The sequence below is a fragment of the Shinella sp. H4-D48 genome, from assembly GCF_022637395.1.
GTDB lineage: Bacteria > Pseudomonadota > Alphaproteobacteria > Rhizobiales > Rhizobiaceae > Shinella > Shinella sedimenti.
Genome location: NZ_CP093337.1, coordinates 2,042,990 through 2,060,731 on the forward strand (window position 1 = coordinate 2,042,990; position 17,742 = coordinate 2,060,731).

Annotated in this window: 18 protein-coding genes and 4 tRNA genes; 7 read left to right on the forward strand and 15 right to left on the reverse strand. The window is 61.1% G+C overall.

What is annotated here, in order from left to right:
* Positions 1–146 precede the first annotated feature (146 nt).
* From rpoB to MNR02_RS10120, 12 genes are all read right to left on the reverse strand, one after another.
* Positions 147–4,286 (reverse strand): DNA-directed RNA polymerase subunit beta, encoded by a 4,140-nt coding sequence (gene rpoB, locus MNR02_RS10065; protein WP_241596218.1) that lies wholly within the window; start codon positions 4,284–4,286, stop codon positions 147–149.
* Between the two features lie 254 nt (positions 4,287–4,540).
* On the reverse strand, positions 4,541–4,918 hold the full coding sequence (gene rplL / locus MNR02_RS10070) for a 50S ribosomal protein L7/L12 (RefSeq protein ID WP_134652681.1): 378 nt from the start codon (positions 4,916–4,918) through the stop codon (positions 4,541–4,543).
* A gap of 60 nt (positions 4,919–4,978) precedes the next feature.
* Positions 4,979–5,497: a 50S ribosomal protein L10 gene (gene rplJ, locus MNR02_RS10075; protein WP_160859783.1), complete on the reverse strand. Its 519-nt coding sequence runs from the start codon at positions 5,495–5,497 to the stop codon at positions 4,979–4,981.
* 350 nt (positions 5,498–5,847) lie between these two features.
* Positions 5,848–6,540: a 50S ribosomal protein L1 gene (rplA, locus tag MNR02_RS10080; protein WP_241596220.1), complete on the reverse strand. Its 693-nt coding sequence runs from the start codon at positions 6,538–6,540 to the stop codon at positions 5,848–5,850.
* A gap of 4 nt (positions 6,541–6,544) precedes the next feature.
* Positions 6,545–6,976 carry a 50S ribosomal protein L11 gene (gene rplK / locus MNR02_RS10085; protein ID WP_023517311.1) on the reverse strand — a complete coding sequence of 144 codons (432 nt, stop codon included), beginning with the start codon at positions 6,974–6,976 and terminating at the stop codon, positions 6,545–6,547.
* Positions 6,977–7,187: 211 nt separating this feature from the next.
* Positions 7,188–7,718, reverse strand: a complete 531-nt coding sequence (gene nusG, locus MNR02_RS10090) for a transcription termination/antitermination protein NusG (protein ID WP_064329841.1) — start codon at positions 7,716–7,718, stop codon at positions 7,188–7,190.
* A 16-nt stretch (positions 7,719–7,734) separates the two neighbouring features.
* Positions 7,735–7,935, reverse strand: a complete 201-nt coding sequence (gene secE, locus MNR02_RS10095; protein WP_241596223.1) for a preprotein translocase subunit SecE — start codon at positions 7,933–7,935, stop codon at positions 7,735–7,737.
* Positions 7,936–8,127: 192 nt separating this feature from the next.
* Positions 8,128–8,203: transfer RNA gene (locus MNR02_RS10100), tRNA-Trp, on the reverse strand.
* 135 nt (positions 8,204–8,338) lie between these two features.
* Positions 8,339–8,899 (reverse strand): hypothetical protein, encoded by a 561-nt coding sequence (locus tag MNR02_RS10105; protein ID WP_241946694.1) that lies wholly within the window; start codon positions 8,897–8,899, stop codon positions 8,339–8,341.
* A gap of 399 nt (positions 8,900–9,298) precedes the next feature.
* Positions 9,299–10,474 carry an elongation factor Tu gene (gene tuf, locus MNR02_RS10110; protein WP_241596205.1) on the reverse strand — a complete coding sequence of 392 codons (1,176 nt, stop codon included), beginning with the start codon at positions 10,472–10,474 and terminating at the stop codon, positions 9,299–9,301.
* A gap of 218 nt (positions 10,475–10,692) precedes the next feature.
* Positions 10,693–10,766 (reverse strand) — tRNA-Gly (locus MNR02_RS10115).
* Positions 10,767–10,791: 25 nt separating this feature from the next.
* Positions 10,792–10,876: transfer RNA gene (locus MNR02_RS10120), tRNA-Tyr, on the reverse strand.
* 254 nt (positions 10,877–11,130) lie between these two features.
* On the opposite strand from MNR02_RS10120, the gene rlmB reads away from it, so the two are divergent.
* Positions 11,131–12,006: a 23S rRNA (guanosine(2251)-2'-O)-methyltransferase RlmB gene (rlmB, locus tag MNR02_RS10125; protein ID WP_241946695.1), complete on the forward strand. Its 876-nt coding sequence runs from the start codon at positions 11,131–11,133 to the stop codon at positions 12,004–12,006.
* Positions 12,007–12,075: 69 nt separating this feature from the next.
* Here rlmB and MNR02_RS10130 read toward each other — a convergent pair whose 3' ends face one another.
* Positions 12,076–12,699, reverse strand: coding sequence for an FMN-dependent NADH-azoreductase (locus tag MNR02_RS10130; protein WP_241946696.1), 624 nt, complete (start codon positions 12,697–12,699; stop codon positions 12,076–12,078).
* Positions 12,700–12,830: 131 nt separating this feature from the next.
* Between MNR02_RS10130 and MNR02_RS10135 the strand changes: the two genes are divergently transcribed.
* Positions 12,831–13,778: a LysR family transcriptional regulator gene (locus MNR02_RS10135; protein ID WP_241596234.1), complete on the forward strand. Its 948-nt coding sequence runs from the start codon at positions 12,831–12,833 to the stop codon at positions 13,776–13,778.
* 55 nt (positions 13,779–13,833) lie between these two features.
* Positions 13,834–13,909 (forward strand) — tRNA-Thr (locus tag MNR02_RS10140).
* 169 nt (positions 13,910–14,078) lie between these two features.
* Here the strand turns inward: MNR02_RS10140 and MNR02_RS10145 are convergent.
* Positions 14,079–14,288, reverse strand: a complete 210-nt coding sequence (locus MNR02_RS10145) for a hypothetical protein (protein ID WP_241946697.1) — start codon at positions 14,286–14,288, stop codon at positions 14,079–14,081.
* Between the two features lie 204 nt (positions 14,289–14,492).
* Between MNR02_RS10145 and MNR02_RS10150 the strand changes: the two genes are divergently transcribed.
* The 4 genes from MNR02_RS10150 to MNR02_RS10165 all read left to right on the forward strand — a co-directional run bounded on the left by MNR02_RS10150 (position 14,493) and on the right by MNR02_RS10165 (position 16,517).
* Positions 14,493–14,660 (forward strand): hypothetical protein, encoded by a 168-nt coding sequence (locus MNR02_RS10150; RefSeq protein ID WP_241946698.1) that lies wholly within the window; start codon positions 14,493–14,495, stop codon positions 14,658–14,660.
* A 139-nt stretch (positions 14,661–14,799) separates the two neighbouring features.
* Positions 14,800–14,991, forward strand: a complete 192-nt coding sequence (locus MNR02_RS10155) for a hypothetical protein (RefSeq protein WP_241946699.1) — start codon at positions 14,800–14,802, stop codon at positions 14,989–14,991.
* 230 nt (positions 14,992–15,221) lie between these two features.
* Complete coding sequence (locus MNR02_RS10160; protein WP_241946700.1) at positions 15,222–15,995, forward strand: NAD kinase; 774 nt, start codon at positions 15,222–15,224, stop codon at positions 15,993–15,995.
* Between the two features lie 51 nt (positions 15,996–16,046).
* Positions 16,047–16,517 (forward strand): hypothetical protein, encoded by a 471-nt coding sequence (locus tag MNR02_RS10165; protein ID WP_371746743.1) that lies wholly within the window; start codon positions 16,047–16,049, stop codon positions 16,515–16,517.
* Between the two features lie 48 nt (positions 16,518–16,565).
* Here MNR02_RS10165 and prfB read toward each other — a convergent pair.
* Positions 16,566–17,697 (reverse strand): peptide chain release factor 2 gene (gene prfB / locus MNR02_RS10170; protein ID WP_241596250.1). Its coding sequence is split into 2 segments (ribosomal slippage): positions 16,566–17,627 and positions 17,629–17,697, totalling 1,131 coding nucleotides; the frame shifts between segments, so codons are not numbered across the junction.
* Positions 17,698–17,742: the final 45 nt, after the last annotated feature.

Sequence of the window (17,742 nt, forward strand, 5' to 3'; positions counted from 1 at the left end):
CTTAGTGGGCCTTGGGCCCTCTGCTTAGCAAGCAATTGCGGCGATACCCGGGTGCCGCAACGCTGCCCTAAACGGATGAGCCGCCCCCTGCCGAACAGGCGGGAGGCGGAAACGGTGCGCGCCTGAGGGCGCGCACCTGATCAGGCTTATTCCGCCGCGTCGGGAAGCTGGCCGGCTTCCGCGTTCGGATCGATCTTGGAGTTCTCGAGTTCGACCGACAGACCGAGCGAGCGCATTTCCTTGACGAGAACGTTGAAGCTCTCCGGAATGCCCGCCTCGAACGTATCGTCGCCGCGAACGATCGCCTCGTACACCTTGGTGCGGCCCGCGACGTCGTCCGACTTCACGGTCAGCATTTCCTGCAGCGTGTAGGCGGCGCCGTAAGCTTCGAGAGCCCAGACTTCCATTTCCCCGAAGCGCTGGCCGCCGAACTGCGCCTTGCCGCCCAGCGGCTGCTGGGTAACGAGCGAGTACGGACCAATCGAACGGGCGTGGATCTTGTCATCCACGAGGTGGTTCAGCTTGATCATGTACATGTAGCCGACGGTGACCTTGCGGTCGAAGGCTTCACCCGTACGGCCGTCGTACAGAACCGACTGACCGGACGCGTTGAGACCTGCACGCTCGAGCATGCTGGCAACGTCGGGCTCATGCGCACCGTCGAAGACCGGCGTTGCGATAGAGACACCCTTGCGGGACTGCTCGGCCAGCTTGACCAGGGCGTCGTCATCGAAGTGAGCGACTTCGTCCTTGGCCTCGCTCTCGTAGACTTCCGTCAGCTCGCGCTTCAGGTCCGAGATGTCCATGGTCTTGCGATACTCGTCGAGCAGATCGCCGATCTTCTTGCCCATGCCGGCGCAAGCCCAGGCAAGGTGGGTTTCGAGGATCTGGCCGACGTTCATGCGCGAAGGCACGCCCAGCGGGTTCAAGCAGATGTCGACATGCGTGCCATCTTCGAGGAACGGCATGTCCTCGATCGGCAGGATGCGCGAAACAACGCCCTTGTTGCCGTGACGGCCGGCCATCTTGTCGCCCGGCTGGATCTTGCGCTTCACAGCGACGAAGACCTTGACCATCTTCATGACGCCCGGAGGCATTTCGTCGCCGCGCTGGACCTTTTCGACCTTGTCCATGAAGCGCTGTTCAAGGCGCGACTTGGATTCGTCGTACTGACCACGCAGAGCTTCGATCTCACCCTGGACCTTTTCGTCTTCGACGGCGAACATCCACCACTGCGAGCGGGGATATTCGGAGATGACGGCGTTCGACAGCTCGGTGCCCTTCTTGAAGGACTTCGGGCCGGCGACGGCGACGTGGCCGCGCAGCATGTCGATCAGACGACCGTAGACGTTACGGTCGAGGATCGCTTGCTCGTCGTCACGGTCCTTGGCCAGACGCTCGATCTCTTCACGCTCGATCGCCATCGCGCGTTCGTCCTTTTCAACGCCGTGGCGGTTGAAGACGCGAACTTCGACGACCGTACCGAAGGTACCGGGCGGCATGCGCATGGAGGTGTCGCGAACGTCGGAGGCCTTTTCACCGAAGATGGCGCGCAGGAGCTTTTCTTCCGGCGTCATCGGGCTTTCGCCCTTCGGGGTGATCTTGCCGACCAGGATGTCGCCCGGCTGAACCTCTGCACCGATATAGACGATACCGGCTTCATCGAGGTTCTTCAGCGCTTCTTCCGAAACGTTCGGAATGTCACGCGTGATTTCTTCCGGGCCGAGCTTCGTGTCGCGGGCCATGACTTCGAATTCCTCGATATGGATCGAGGTGAACACGTCGTCGGAGACGATGCGTTCGGACATCAGGATCGAGTCTTCGTAGTTGTAGCCGTTCCACGGCATGAACGCGACGAGCGCGTTGCGGCCGAGTGCCAAGTCACCGAGGTCGGTCGACGGACCGTCCGCGATGATGTCGCCCTTGTTGAGAACGTCGCCGACGGTGACCAGCGGACGCTGGTTGACGCAGGTGTTCTGGTTGGAGCGCTGGAACTTCTGCAGACGATAGATATCGACGCCCGACTTCGACGGATCGAGGTCTTCGGTGGCGCGGATAACGATACGGGTCGCGTCGACCTGGTCGACGACACCGCCGCGGCGAGCCGCGATGGCCGCGCCAGAGTCACGGGCCACGATCGGCTCCATGCCCGTGCCGACGAACGGAGCCTCCGCCCGCAGAAGCGGAACGGCCTGACGCTGCATGTTCGAACCCATGAGCGCGCGGTTGGCGTCGTCGTTCTCGAGGAACGGGATGAGCGCCGCCGCGACCGAAACGAGCTGCTTCGGCGAAACGTCCATCAGGTTGATCTGGTCGCGCGGGGCGAGCATGACTTCGCCGGAGTGACGGCAGACGACGAACTCTTCAGCGAAGGAGTTGTCCGCTTCCAGCACCGAGTTGGCCTGGGCAACGTGGTACTTGGCCTCTTCCATGGCGGAGAGGTAGACCACGTCCGTCGTCACCTTGCCGTCCACGATCTTGCGGTATGGGCTTTCGATGAAGCCGTACTTGTTGACGCGGGCGAAAGTGGCGAGCGAGTTGATCAGACCGATGTTCGGGCCTTCCGGCGTTTCGATCGGGCAAATACGGCCGTAGTGGGTCGGGTGAACGTCGCGGACTTCGAAGCCGGCGCGCTCGCGGGTCAGACCACCCGGGCCAAGAGCCGAAAGACGGCGCTTGTGGGTGATTTCCGACAGCGGGTTCACCTGGTCCATGAACTGCGACAGCTGCGAGGAACCGAAGAACTCGCGAACGGCGGCAGCCGCCGGCTTCGCGTTGATCAGGTCCTGCGGCATGACCGTGTCGATCTCGATCGAGGACATGCGTTCCTTGATCGCGCGCTCCATGCGGAGCAGACCCAGACGGTACTGGTTCTCCATGAGCTCGCCGACCGAACGCACGCGGCGGTTGCCGAGGTTGTCGATGTCGTCGATCTCGCCCTTGCCGTCGCGCAGTTCGACGAGCATCTTGACCACGGCCAGGATGTCGTCCTTGCGCAGCGTGCGGACCGTGTCCTCGACGTCGAGGTCAAGGCGCATGTTCATCTTCACGCGGCCGACGGCGGAGAGGTCGTAACGCTCCGCATCGAAGAACAGCGTGTTGAACATGGCTTCGGCCGAATCCATGGTCGGCGGCTCGCCCGGACGCATGACGCGGTAAATGTCGAACAGAGCGTCCTGGCGGTTCTCGTTCTTGTCGGCTGCGAGCGTCGAGCGGATGTAGGCACCGACATTGATATGGTCGATGTCGAGAACCGGGATCTCGTCGAAACCGGCCGACAGAATGACCGGTAGGGTCTTCTCGTCGATTTCATCGCCGGCTTCGAGGTAGATTTCACCCGTGCCGTAGTTGACGACGTCTTCGGCGAGGTAGTTGCCGTAAAGATCCTCGTCGGTCGCCTTGAGAGCCTTGAGGCCCTTGTCGGAGAGCTGACGGAGCAGGCGCGGCGTGAGCTTCTTGCCGACTTCGACAACCACTTCGCCGGTATCGGCATCGATCATGTCCGCGACGGCCTTCTGGCCCTTCAGCACGTCGGGATTGAACGGAATGCGCCAGCCTTCGCCGTCGCGCTGGTAGAGCGACTTCGTGTAGAAGGTCGACAGGATGTCTTCGCCGTCCATGCCCAACGCCATGAGGAGCGAGGTGACGGGGATCTTGCGGCGGCGGTCGATGCGCGCATGCACGATGTCCTTGGCGTCGAACTCGATATCGAGCCAGGAACCGCGATACGGGATCACGCGGGCTGCGAAGAGCAGCTTGCCGGACGAATGGCTCTTGCCCTTGTCATGGTCGAAGAACACGCCCGGCGAACGGTGCATCTGGGAGACGATGACGCGCTCGGTACCGTTGACGATGAACGTACCGTTGTCGGTCATGAGCGGCATGTCGCCCATGTAGACGTTCTGTTCCTTGATGTCCTTGATGGACTTCGCGCCGGTATCCTCGTCGATATCGAACACGATGAGGCGCAGCGTCACCTTGAGCGGCGCCGCATAGGTCAGATCACGCTGGCGGCATTCCTCGACGTCGAACTTCGGCTGTTCGAATTCGTAGGACACGAACTCAAGCATGGAAGCGCCGGAGAAATCGGTGATCGGGAAGACCGACTTGAAAACCGACTGAAGGCCCTCGTCCGGACGACCGCCGGCCGGCTCTTCAACCATCAGAAACTGGTCGTAGGATGCCTTCTGAACCTCGATGAGGTTCGGCATTTCTGCGACTTCGGGGATTTTTCCAAAAAACTTGCGTACGCGCCTACGACCGTTGAACGAAAGGGTCTGAGCCATCGTCGCTCCTTCAAATTAAGCATCCGGGCCTGCAACGGACGGGGTTCGCTGGCCAGTCGATCCCGTCGACCAATGGGTTGGTTCAAACTCGTCTCGCCTGCCGCGCACCGGGCCGGATTGCCCTGACTTGCGGAGAAAGACCATCCTCTTGAAGAACCCATTACCCAAAAGCCGTTTTTGCGGCTTTTGGGTAATCAGTCCGGAGGAATCATCAATGGGAGAGGGCCGAAACCCTCCCCCATCGCATTCCGATATTACTTGACGTCGACCTTGGCGCCGGCATCCTCAAGCTTCTTCTTGAGGTCAGCGGCTTCAGCCTTGGAGACGGCTTCCTTGACCGGCTTCGGAGCGCCTTCGACCAGGTCCTTGGCTTCCTTGAGGCCGAGGCCGGTGATGCCGCGGACTTCCTTGATGACGTTGATCTTGTTGGCGCCAGCGTCAACGAGGATAACGTCAAATTCGGTCTTTTCTTCTTCAGCAGCAGCCGGAGCAGCGCCGCCGCCAGCAGCAGCAACAGCTACCGGAGCAGCAGCAGAAACGCCCCACTTCTCTTCGAGCAGCTTGGAAAGCTCAGCAGCTTCCAGAACGGTCAGAGCAGACAGGTCTTCAACGATCTTTGCGAGATCAGCCATTGTAGTAGTTCCTTATATTCGGTTCGAACTGGTTAGTTTGATTTACAGCGAAAAACCGCCTCAAGCGGCTTCGTCCTTCTTGGCGTAGGCTGCGAACACGCGGGCAAGCTGGCTTGCCGGTGCTGCAACGACCGTGGCGACGCGCGTTGCCGGGGCTGCAAGCAGGCCCAGAAGCTTTGCACGAAGCTCGTCGAGCGAAGGCAGGGTCGCGAGCGACTTGACTGCTTCAGCATCGAGTGTGGTCGCACCCATGGCACCACCGAGAACAACGAGCTTGTCGTTGGTCTTGGCGAAATCCATGGCTACCTTGGGAGCAATCATCGGATCATTTGCGTAAGCAATGAGCGTCTGACCCTGGAAGAGATCAGACATCCCTTCCGACTCCGTACCCTGAAGGGCAATTTTGGCCAGGCGGTTCTTCGCGACCTTGACGGTGCCGCCGGCAGCACGCATCTTCGTACGAAGATCGTTCATCTGCGCGACGGTGATACCGGCGTAGCGGGCCACGACAACCGAACCGGAAGCCTTGAAGACTTCGTTCAGCTCCGTGACGAATTCGCGTTTTTCCGCTCTTTCCACTGTGCCTATCTCCAGTTGACAGGACCGTGAGTTCTCACGGGACCTGCCGGGTTTACCTTTGCCGCCAGAGGTCCACTTTGAAATGGACCCCGAGCGACGCTCGAGGATCCTGTCCCCCCGCGCTCGGCCCTATCGGACCGCGGCACAAGGTAAGGTAGGTTCGAACCGAATTCCGGCGTCATCCGACGCTGAGATGAAATCCAGGTCTCACCCCGTCTCATGCAGGCAAAGTGATTAAGGTCTAACCACCTGCAATCTCGGACAGGAGTTCCGGGTTTGACCCCGGAAATTCCCGGCCAGACAAGGCCGGGAATTCTGCTGGGTCCGGCCGGAGCCGGACCCGTGTCTTATCAGGCGACGGTCGCCGGGTCGATCTTGACGCCCGGGCCCATGGTCGACGAGATGGCAACGCGCTTGACGTAGTTGCCCTTCGCGCCAGCCGGCTTCGCCTTGACGACGGCGTCGGCGAACGCTTTGATGTTTTCTTCCAGAGCCTTGGCATCGAAGGAAGCCTTGCCGATGCCGGCATGGATGATACCAGCCTTCTCGACGCGGAACTCGACAGCACCGCCCTTGGACGCCTTGACGGCGCCCGTGACGTCCATGGTGACGGTGCCGACCTTCGGGTTCGGCATCATGCCGCGCGGGCCGAGGACCTTACCGAGACGGCCGACGAGCGGCATCATGTCCGGGGTGGCGATGCAGCGATCGAAGTCGATCTTGCCGCCCTGAACGATTTCGAGCAGGTCTTCGGCGCCGACGATATCTGCGCCGGCAGCCTTGGCTTCATCAGCCTTGGCGCCACGTGCGAAGACGGCGACGCGAACGTCACGGCCCGTACCGTTCGGCAGGTTGACCACGCCGCGGACCATCTGGTCTGCGTGACGCGGATCGACGCCGAGGTTCATGGCGATTTCGACGGTTTCGTCGAACTTGGCGACGGCACGCTCCTTGACGAGAGCGATGGCATCCGAAAGGGCGACCAGCTTTGTGGGGTCGATGCCTTCACGGATCTTCTGGAGACGCTTTGCAATCTTGGCCATGGTCTTAACCTACCACTTCCAGGCCCATGGCGCGGGCGGAGCCCTCAACCATTGCCATCGCGCCTTCGATATCGGCGGCGTTGAGATCCTTCATCTTGGCTTCAGCGATCGATTTGATCTGAGCCTTGGTGAGCTTGCCGACCGTCGCGCCCTTGCCCGGGGTCTTCGAGCCGGACGTGATCTTGGCTTCCTTCTTGAGGAAGTAGGTCACCGGCGGCTGCTTCATCACGAACGTGAAGGACTTGTCCTGGTAATAGGTGATGACGACCGGGATCGGCATACCCTTTTCCATTTCCTGCGTCGCTGCGTTGAACGACTTGCAGAATTCCATGATGTTAATGCCACGCTGACCAAGCGCCGGGCCGATCGGCGGGGACGGGTTTGCCGATCCTGCCTTGACCTGAAGCTTGAGCTGGCCTGCAACTTTCTTAGCCATTTTCTCTGCCTTTCAGAATGCGGCCGGTTGCCCGGCCCTTGATGCCGATCCGAGGATCGGCGGCTGCGGTTGCGTGGTGCGGTTTTCAGCGCCCGGCTACAGGCCACCTTCCCTTCCACGCGATTGGCGGAAACTTCCGCCGCCGATCCTGCGAAGAGGACCGGATCTCATATGGACGGCCCCTCGGTCGCAAAACCGGGAGCCATCGAAATCAGATTTTCTCGACCTGGGCATATTCCAGCTCGACCGGGGTAGCGCGACCGAAGATCGACACTTCCACCTTGAGGCGCGAACGCTCCTCGTCGACATCCTGCACCGTGCCGTTGAACGACGCGAAGGGACCGTCGGAAACGCGGACCTGCTCGCCGATCTCGAACGAGACCGAGGGCTTCGGACGATCGACACCGTCCTGCACCTGAGACAGGATACGCTCCGCCTCGCTGTCGGGAATCGGAACCGGCTTATTGTCGGAACCGAGGAAGCCCGTGACCTTCGGCGTGTTTTTAATGAGGTGATACGCCTCGTCCGTCAGGTTCGCCCGCACCAGCACATAGCCGGGGAAGAACTTGCGTTCGGAATCGACCTTGCGGCCGCGACGCACCTCAACAACCTTTTCGGTCGGAACGAGGATTTTTTCAAAGAGATGGTCAAGACCCTTCTGACGGGCCTTGTTCTCGATGTCCTCGGCGACCTTCTTCTCAAAATTCGAATAGGCGTGGACGATGTACCAACGCGAAGCCATGTTCACCTCCAACCAATCAAGCGCCAGCGTTAAGGACGAGCGCGATCAGCCAGGCCAGCAACTGGTCCGCAGCGAAAAAGAACACCGCGGCAAGGAAGACCATCACGAACACCATTGCGGTCGAGATCATCGTCTCGCGCCGCGAGGGCCAAGTCACTTTTGCCGTTTCGGAGCGTACCTGCTGCAGAAACGCAATCGGATTCGTTTTCGATGCCATTGAATATCCACGCCATTACGGCGCGTAAAGCTGAATTATCAGCCCCACGCACCGCGTGTCTGTTTTGCCCTACATAAAGCCCGATTCCCTTTTTCACAAGAGGTAACCGGACTTTTCACGAATTTAGACGGCTCTCGCCGTCGGTGCCATGTTCCGCCGTCGCTGCTGGTGGTCCGCGCCATCAGGCGAAAATGGCAGGGGCAGAGGGGCTCGAACCCCCGACCTGCGGTTTTGGAGACCGCCGCTCTACCAACTGAGCTATACCCCTTCACGCCTGCCGTATCCGGGTGAAACACCGCTTGCCGGCAAGGCATGGCGTCTTTACGGCGCGCAGCCGCACTTGGCAAGGGCGAATGCGTGTTTTTTTCACAGCTTAGCAAGCCAAACACCCCTCCCCGGTGGATCACCACTCCACGCGGAACCGTGCGCGGATGGCGCCGACCAGTTCTGCATCCTGCCTTTGCAGGGTCGCGGCGACGTTGAGGCCGCGCACGACATTCTGCTCGACGCGGAACTCCGCCCTCACATGCGGCTGACCGGTGACGGCCGTGCCGGACGCGATAAGCGACGTGCCCGTCCCGATGGACTGAAGCTGCGCTTTCTGCGTGACGCGTACGGACCCGGTATGGCCGTGCCGCATATCCGAATCGGCCCATACGGACGGATTGATGAGAATGTCGATGGAGGGCGTTGCCATCCAGCGATGTGAAACGCCGGCGCTTGCCGTCGCCCGTCCCGTTGCAGGGTTATATCCGGCTGCCACGTTGCCTTCGGCGCCGGACGCGCCCTTGCCCCGCATCTCCGCCCACAGCCGCGCATTGTCACGGGTGCGTCGGATGCCGCCCGTCGAGGACGTCGTGACGGAAAGATCGACACCGGCACGCGCATCACTGCCCGGCGGCGCCTTCGCGCCCAGGCGCAGCCGGTAGGCATTGCCGGAAATCTTGCTCGGCGACCAGATCAACAGGGAGCCCTCTGCACGGGCGGGGCCAGCCTGAAGACTCACAGAAGCCATTGAAAGGGCGAACGCTGCGCGCGCCGCACGGAAGAATAGCGTCATTTGAAAAACGGATCCGTCTCGTGTGAGCGTTGTTACGCGCGGCACGGCCTCATGCCTGCCACGCGCACGGGCGCCTTTACACAAGAGAAAACCCATCGGTCCAAGGCGCCGGACCCATGGCGCATGCCCGGGCCTGTCGCACGAAGCGACGTGATGACCCTACACATCCCCGCCCACTGCCTCCATCCCCAGAATTGGCCAGTTTTCGGCAATGGCTAAAGTATAACGGCAGAAGATAACGCAAACGAAAAGCCCCCGCTGGTGACCAGCGGGGGCTTCAAGACCTGTCGTAATCCCTAAAGATTACTCGACGATGGAGGCAACGATGCCTGCGCCGACGGTACGGCCACCTTCGCGGATAGCGAAGCGGAGCTTTTCTTCCATCGCGATCGGAACGATCAGCTCGACTTCAACGGTGACGTTGTCGCCCGGCATGACCATTTCCGTACCTTCCGGCAGCGACACGATGCCCGTCACGTCCGTCGTGCGGAAGTAGAACTGCGGACGGTAGTTCGTGAAGAACGGCGTATGACGACCGCCTTCTTCCTTCGTCAGGATGTAGGCTTCTGCCATGAACTTCTTGTGCGGCTTGACCGAACCCGGCTTGCACAGGATCTGGCCACGCTCGACGCCGTCACGCGTGACGCCGCGCAGAAGCGCACCGATGTTGTCGCCGGCCTGGCCCTGGTCGAGCAGCTTGCGGAACATTTCAACGCCCGTGCAGGTCGTCTTCGTCGTCGGACGGATGCCGACGATTTCGATTTCCTCACCGACCTTGACGATGCCACGCTCGACGCGGCCGGTCACAACCGTACCACGGCCCGAGATCGAGAACACGTCTTCGATCGGCATCAGGAAGGGCTGGTCGATCGGACGCTCGGGCGTCGGGATGTAGTCGTCGACAGCGGCCATCAGGGCGCGGATCGCGTCTTCACCGATTTCCTTGTTCGAATCTTCCAGAGCGGCCAGAGCCGAACCCTTGACGATCGGAATGTCGTCGCCCGGGAATTCGTAGGACGACAGCAGTTCGCGAACTTCCAGCTCGACGAGCTCGAGAAGCTCGGCGTCGTCAACCTGGTCGACCTTGTTGAGGAACACGACGATCGCGGGAACGCCGACCTGGCGAGCCAGCAGGATGTGTTCGCGCGTCTGCGGCATCGGGCCGTCGGCAGCCGAAACAACCAGGATCGCGCCGTCCATCTGGGCAGCACCGGTGATCATGTTCTTGACGTAGTCGGCGTGGCCGGGGCAGTCAACGTGGGCGTAGTGACGGTTGGCCGTCTCGTATTCGACGTGTGCCGTCGAGATGGTGATGCCGCGCGCCTTTTCTTCCGGAGCAGCGTCGATCTGGTCGTACGCCTTGAACTCGCCGAAGTACTTCGTGATCGCTGCCGTCGTCGACGTCTTGCCGTGGTCAACGTGCCCGATCGTGCCGATGTTTACGTGAGGCTTGTTGCGCTCAAACTTGCTCTTTGCCATCTCTTATTTCCTACTGAACGAAAGTTGGGCTAACCGGCCCGTCCGGTTTGGCAGGCGTTTAAGGGTTTCGCAACGAATGCGCAAGCCTTAAATGCACGGGAAAAGGGACCGGGAAGAGGCCGGGCTGTGCCGGATTTCTCCAATATCGTGATAACGAATCGCTTTTTCAAGGCAGGGCTTTACAGCGAATGCTTGATTCTTCTTTTTAACACGACAAGTGGAGCGGGTAGCGGGAATCGAACCCGCGTATTCAGCTTGGAAGGCTGCTGCTCTACCATTGAGCTATACCCGCGGGGGTCTTGATCCGTCTGACAGAATGGTGGAGGGAGTTGGATTTGAACCAACGTAGGCTGAGCCAACGGATTTACAGTCCGTCCCCTTTAACCACTCGGGCATCCCTCCATATTCTGTCGGGATCAAGCGACCGGTATCGATCTTGGCTGTGCTTCGCAGCGGCGCCTTCGATCTGGCGGCGTATATGACGGGCACAATTCATCCTGTCAACACGACGCCACGGAAAAAATTGCGAAAAACGCCAGCATCTCCACTCGACGGCAGAAGCCTGTGGACGGGCCAGCGGCGAGCGCCGGAATTTTCCTCAGCCCTTCCCGCAAAACCCCTGCACACTTTGCCGGGACATGCTTTATAAGGCCCCCATGAGCAAAGACGATACCGGCGGCAAGTCCGCAAAAGACACCCATTATGCCAAGCTGCGCCGGGCGCATCGCGACCAGAGGCGCGAGCGCGGTGAGATCCCCACACCGAAGGACGACCGCCGCCGCGAGCCGGCGGAGGGCTGGAAGGCGCCGGCCCTTGCGCCCGACCAGGTCTATCTCTACGGCCTGCACACGGTGCGCGCCGCCCTCGACAATCCCGAGCGGCAGATCATCAAGCTTTCGGTGAGCCAGAACGCGGCCCAGCGCCTCGAACTGCCCGATATCGCGACCCTGCCCTACCCGGTCGAGACCGTCCTGCCTTCCGACCTCGACAAGGTGCTCGGCCCGGAAGCGATTCACCAGGGCGTCATGCTCGAAACCCGCCCCCTGCCCGTGCGCCGGCTGGAGGCGCTGAAGGACAGCCCGCTGCTGCTCGTGCTGGACCAGGTGACGGATCCCCACAATGTCGGCGCCATCATGCGCTCTGCCGTTGCCTTCAATGCCGGCGCCGTCATCACCACGCAGCGCCATTCGCCCACCGAATCGGGCGTGCTCGCCAAGACGGCCTCGGGCGCACTGGAACTCATCCCCTATATCCAGATCACCAATCTCTCGGATGCGCTGGAAGAGTTGCACCAGCTTGGCTTCCTGACGATCGGCCTTGATTCGGAGGGCCCGGAACCGCTTGAGGGTACGCTGTCCGGCCAACGGGTCGCGCTCGTCATGGGCTCCGAGGGCAAGGGCCTGCGGCAGAAGACGCGCGCCACCTGCAAGGCGCTCGCCCGCCTCGACATGCCTGGCGCGATCAAGTCGCTGAATGTTTCGAACGCTGCGGCCATCGCACTTTACGCCACGCATCGTCACCTGTTCGGCTGATTACACGATACGAACGTAAAAAAGCCCGCCGGTTTTCACCGGCGGGCTTTTGCATGAAAGATGGCAGGATCAGCTTGCGACCTTGAGGCTCGCGCGGGTGGATATGCTGCGTTCGGCTTCCGAAATCGCCTCGATCTTCGAGTCGGCGCTCAGGTTCAGGCCTTCGGCGCGAACGATCTCGATGTCGGTGATACCGAAGAAACCGAGAACGGCGAGCAGATAGCTTTCCTGGTGGTCCATCACGGCAGCGGGACCGGCGCTATAGTGTCCGCCGCGTGTGGAGATCACGATGACCTTCTTGCCGGTGGCCAACCCTTCGGGGCCTTCGGCCGTGTAGCGGAACGTCTTGCCCGCGACGGCGACGCGGTCGATCCAGGCCTTTAGTTGGCTCGGCAGGGAGAAGTTGTACATCGGCACGCCCAGCACGACCGTGTCGGCGGCGAGGAATTCCTCGAGCACGACCGCGCTTTCGGCGACATCGGCTGCAACCTGAGCATCGACGTCAGCGGGATTGACGTTGGCAGCCATGAGATGGGCACCGGAGAGGTGCGGCAGCGGGTTGGATACGAGGTCGCGGTAGGTCACGGAGGCAGCAGGCTGTTCGGCCTTGATCTGCGCTACGACAGCGGCGGTCAGGCGGCGTGAAACGGAGTGCTCTCCGAGAATGCCGGAGTCAATATGGAGGATGTTCATGGTTCAGCACCTTGGTTGAATTGGGTGCCAGAGATATGTTCTGAAAACAATGCGATGATTAGACGGCAAAAATCCAATTGACCGTTTCCCCAAGGAAACAATAAATCCGAGTGACCTTGGAGACGAATGCCATGCAGGACCTCAACGATCTCGCCCTCTACGCCGCCGTGGTGCGGCACAAGGGCTTTACCGCCGCCGCCAACGCGCTCGGCGTCCCCAAATCGAAGATCAGCAAGCGCATCGCCGCGCTCGAGGAGCAGCTGGGCGTGCGGCTGATCGAGCGGTCCACACGCAAGCTGAGTGTCACCGATATCGGCAAATCCTTCTATGACCGGTGCGAGGCGGTTCTGTCGGGCGTGGAGGCTGCCGAAGCGGTCGTGGCGGTCGCAAAGGCGGAGCCGGCGGGTATGGTACGCATGTCGATGCCTCCGGGCTTCGCGCCCATGATCGCAGAGGTGCTTCCCGGCTTCATGAAGCGCTATCCGCTGGTTCGGCTGTCAATCATCACCACGGGGCGGCCGGTCGACCTGATCGAAGAGCGCATCGACGTCGCATTACGCGTGCGCGATACCTATGACACCGACCAGTCCCTCGTCGTCCGGCGGTTCGCCAGTACCCGGCGTTATCTGGCCGCGAGCCCGGCCTTCCTGGCGCGCCACGGTCCGATCGATTTCGACACCATCGCCCTCGTCCCCACCGTGTCAATGCAGGAGAACACACCGCGCGCCATCTGGACGCTGCACAATGCCAGCGGCGGCGTGCGCGATATCTCGCATTCACCGGTATTGTCCTGCTCCGATTTCGCCGTGCTGGAGCGCGCAACGCTGGAGGGCATCGGCCTCGGCCTGCTGCCGGACATGATTGCCGAACGCGGCTTTCGCACGGGCTTGCTCACGCATGTGCTGCCCGACTGGTCGGGTGCCGAAGCCGCCGTCCACGCAGTGTTCACGTCAAGGCATGGCATGCTGCCTGCCGTGCGTGCGCTCATAGACCACCTCGCCGAAAACCTGCCGCGCTCGCTGGAGCGCTGCCAGGAAATCACCCCTGGTGAGAGGTCGCGCGGCACATGGTCAATCTGAACGACCCATTTTTGCTTTACAGCGGCGGAGAATATGGTAACTCCCTGCACGCAGTGCCCTTATAGCTCAGTTGGTAGAGCACCTGATTTGTAATCAGGGGGTCCCGGGTTCGAGTCCTGGTGGGGGCACCATTTCTTTCCAAGTCGTGATAGCACATGGGGCGAGAGCCGGAAAACCCGGCTTACGCATGAGATCATACATGACGCCCAGCCTGACCTTTGAATCGTCGAATCAGTTGACTTCGATTACCAGCCCCATCGGGCTTCGCGCTTGTACCGCACGCGCCTGAGACAATAACCCTTATTGCTCGGTGGTGATCGTCTTTAAATTGGTGACGACTTCCGCCTGTTCCTTTTCGCTCAGGACTTCCACATTCTCCTTCCAGAAGGCGGCGGCTTCCGCGGGTTCGTCCTCCCATGTGCGGGTCGAGATCATGTTGTCGTCGATCTTGGCCAGGCGCTTGCCGCCCAGCCGTTGATATTCTTTCGCTATATCTGATGCATGGGTCATTACGGTCTCCTTCGTTGATGAGGGAAACGGCGCCGCCGTGCCGAGGTTCCAGACGCACGGCGATCGGCCGCGTAGAGCCACTTCCTGGCCGCGGCCATATCTCATCGTGTCCACGGCAGAACATGACCTACCCAAGCCATTCGCAACGCGATCTTGATTCTCGCTTCAAAATAGAACATATAGAGAACAAATGGAGATGTAGACATGCAGAACGACACACTAGATCGCGCTGTTGCCACCATCGAGGCCTGCCGGTTGCTTCGGGAGCGACAGGTCCAGAATCGCCTGGAACTACAGCGCAAGGCCGCTGCAGTCGCGAAACCGCTCTATGTGCTCAAGCACAAGGCGCAACTGGAACTGCCGCTGCAGTGAACAGAGCCCAACGCCGCCGCGCCCACAGGCGTGGCATAGACACGGTCGCACATTGCCGCGGAAGGCTGACTGTCCTATAGGCGTTCGACGGGACGATGCGATCTTGCATCGTGACCAGCACTTGCCTGGAGGAACGGACGTGGCAGACAAGGAACCGGTTTCGAAGGTCACGGTCGAAAAGGACCGTAAGGGCCATTATTTCTTTGCCCTAACCTTTCGAGGCGTGACCTATCCCGTTACGGGACCTTTTACCAATCCACTCCAGGCCGCCGCCGCCGGACAGGCTGCACTCAAGAGCCTTGAAGCCCGCACGCCGGGCAGGAAGGTCTGACGACCTGAGCGCCCGCGCGGCAGATCCGAGACTCGCCCGGTCTGTCATATTTTTCAGATGCATATCGCATAAAGGCGTGCAACAAAGGCCGCCCGGGCGTGTTGCGCGCCGGCGATTTCGGGAAGAGGCCGTGGTTGTCGCTGGATTGATCGTAACGTCCTCCCGATAGCATGAGTGAAGTCGGGCAAAGGCATTCTGGCCGGCACGGCCCGAGAGGAGACGGACAGCAGATGGCGCGCCAGTTCAACACCTTCTCCTTCGTCGCCTCACAGGCCGCCGAAGCACAAGAGGCGCGCGCGGAACTGATCGCCGTCTATGGCAATACCGACCCGGAAGAGGCAGACGTTATCGTCGCCCTCGGCGGCGACGGCTTCATGCTGCAGACGCTGCACACGACGATGAACACCGGCAAATGCGTCTACGGCATGAACCGCGGCTCCATCGGTTTCCTGATGAACCGCTACGATGCGAAAGATCTTCCGGCCCGTGTCGAGCGTGCGGTGGAGAACGCTTTCCGGCCGCTGGAAATGGTGACGAGCGACGCCAGCGGCCTTGAGCGCCGGGCTCTCGCCATCAACGAAGTCTATCTGTTTCGTCAGTCCTACCAGGCGGCAAAGCTGCGCGTCAGCGTGGATGGCCGTGTACGGCTGGAGGAGCTGATCTGTGACGGCGTGCTTCTGGCGACGCCTGCCGGCTCCACGGCCTATAACCTTTCCGCGCATGGCCCCATCCTGCCGCTGGAAGCGCCTCTGCTCGCGCTGACGCCGGTCAGCGCGTTCCGGCCGCGCCGCTGGCGTGGCGCGCTCCTTCCCAACAAGGTCACGGTAGAGATCGAGGTGCTGGAAGCCGAGAAGCGCCCGGTCAACGCTGTCGCCGACAATACCGAGGTGAAGTCCGTGACGTCGGTGCGCATCGCCGAATCGGTCGGCCCGTCGGCGCGCATTCTCTCCGATCCGGATCATTCCTGGTCCGACCGGATTCTTGCCGAACAGTTCGATTACTGATCGAACGACACTGCCGGGAAGGAGTATGCCATGAATGCGTCCGTGAAACGGTTGACGCCTGCCGCCGCCCTCACCCTGTTCGCCCTCGCCTGCGTGCCCGCCTATGCCGCAGGCGACTCACCGCCCGTTGCGGAAACGGTCACCTTCGTGGTCAGTACAGGTTTCTGGGAGGAACCGGCGGAGGAAGCCGATACGGATACGGCCGGAGCGCAGACCCGGCGTGGCTACTACAAACTGATCGCCGTGCGTCAGGCGGATGGAACAGCCGAGGTGCATCTCCAGCAGATCGAGGCGACGGCAGAGGGACCAAAAATCGTGTCCTCCGCCGCGCTGGAGGAATTCTCCGCGATGAAGCCCTATGTGACGGATATCCGACCAGAGAATTCGTCCGGCATCACCACGCAGCCGGGCTTCTTCGCGACGGTCTCCCTTAAGACGGACCCCAAGGCGAGCGAACCGGAAAGCTGGACGGTGCTGATCGACGATCTCGGCGAGATCAAGATTGAGCGCGCCACAAACTGAAACGGGCGCCGAGGCGCCCGTCTGCAATCGCTAACAGGTCTGTATGTATCAGTTCAGGTCGTCGACCACGGCGTCACTGCCGCCGTTCACACGGTGTGCCAGCGCGGCCTCCATGAACTCATCGAGTTCGCCGTCGAGCACATCGGACGGTGCCGTGCTTTCGACGCCGGTCCTGAGATCCTTCACCAGCTGGTAAGGTTGGAGGACATAGGAGCGGATCTGGTGCCCCCAGCCGATATCCGTCTTGGAAGCGGCCTCGGCATTGGCGGCGTCCTCGCGCTTCTTCAACTCGGCCTCGTACAGGCGTGCGCGCAGCATGTCCCACGCCTTGGCGCGGTTCTTGTGCTGCGAACGCTCCTGCTGGCAGGCCACCACGATGCCGGTCGGAATGTGCGTGATGCGCACGGCCGAATCGGTGGTGTTGACGTGCTGGCCGCCGGCGCCGGACGAACGGTAGGTATCGATCCGGCAGTCGCTTTCGTTGACCTCGATGTTGATCGAGTCGTCCACGACCGGATAGACCCAGATCGAGGAGAACGAGGTGTGACGCCGTGCATTGCTGTCGTAGGGCGAGATGCGCACGAGGCGATGCACGCCCGATTCCGTCTTCAGCCAGCCATAGGCGTTGTGCCCCTTGACGAGCAGCGTGGCGGACTTGATGCCGGCCTCTTCGCCGTCATGGATTTCCAGAAGCTCGACCTTGTAGCCCGAACGTTCCGCCCAGCGCGTGTACATGCGCAGAAGCATGTTCGCCCAATCCTGGCTTTCCGTGCCGCCTGCGCCCGAATGCACTTCGAGATAGGTGTCGTTCGTGTCGGCCTCGCCCGAAAGCATGGCCTCGACCTGCTTGCGCGCGGCCTCGACCTTGACAGCCTTCAATGCCTCCTCGGCTTCGCTGACGATGGAGGCATCGCCCTCTTCCTCGCCGAGCTCGATCAGCTCGATATTGTCACGAAGCTGCTGCTCGATGGCCCTCACGGCGTTGATGCTCTCGTCCAGCTGCTGGCGTTCGCGCATCAGCTTCTGGGCTTCCTGGGCGTCGTTCCAGAGGTTGGGATCCTCTGCCTTGTTATTCAACCAGTCCAGTCGTCTTACCGCCTGATCCCAGTCAAAGATGCCTCCTCAGCAGGCTTATGGCCTGCTTGATTTCGTCGACAATATTCTCGATTTCCGCGCGCATGTCCGTTTCTTCAATGCTCGTGTTTCGGTGGCCCCGAAATAGAGA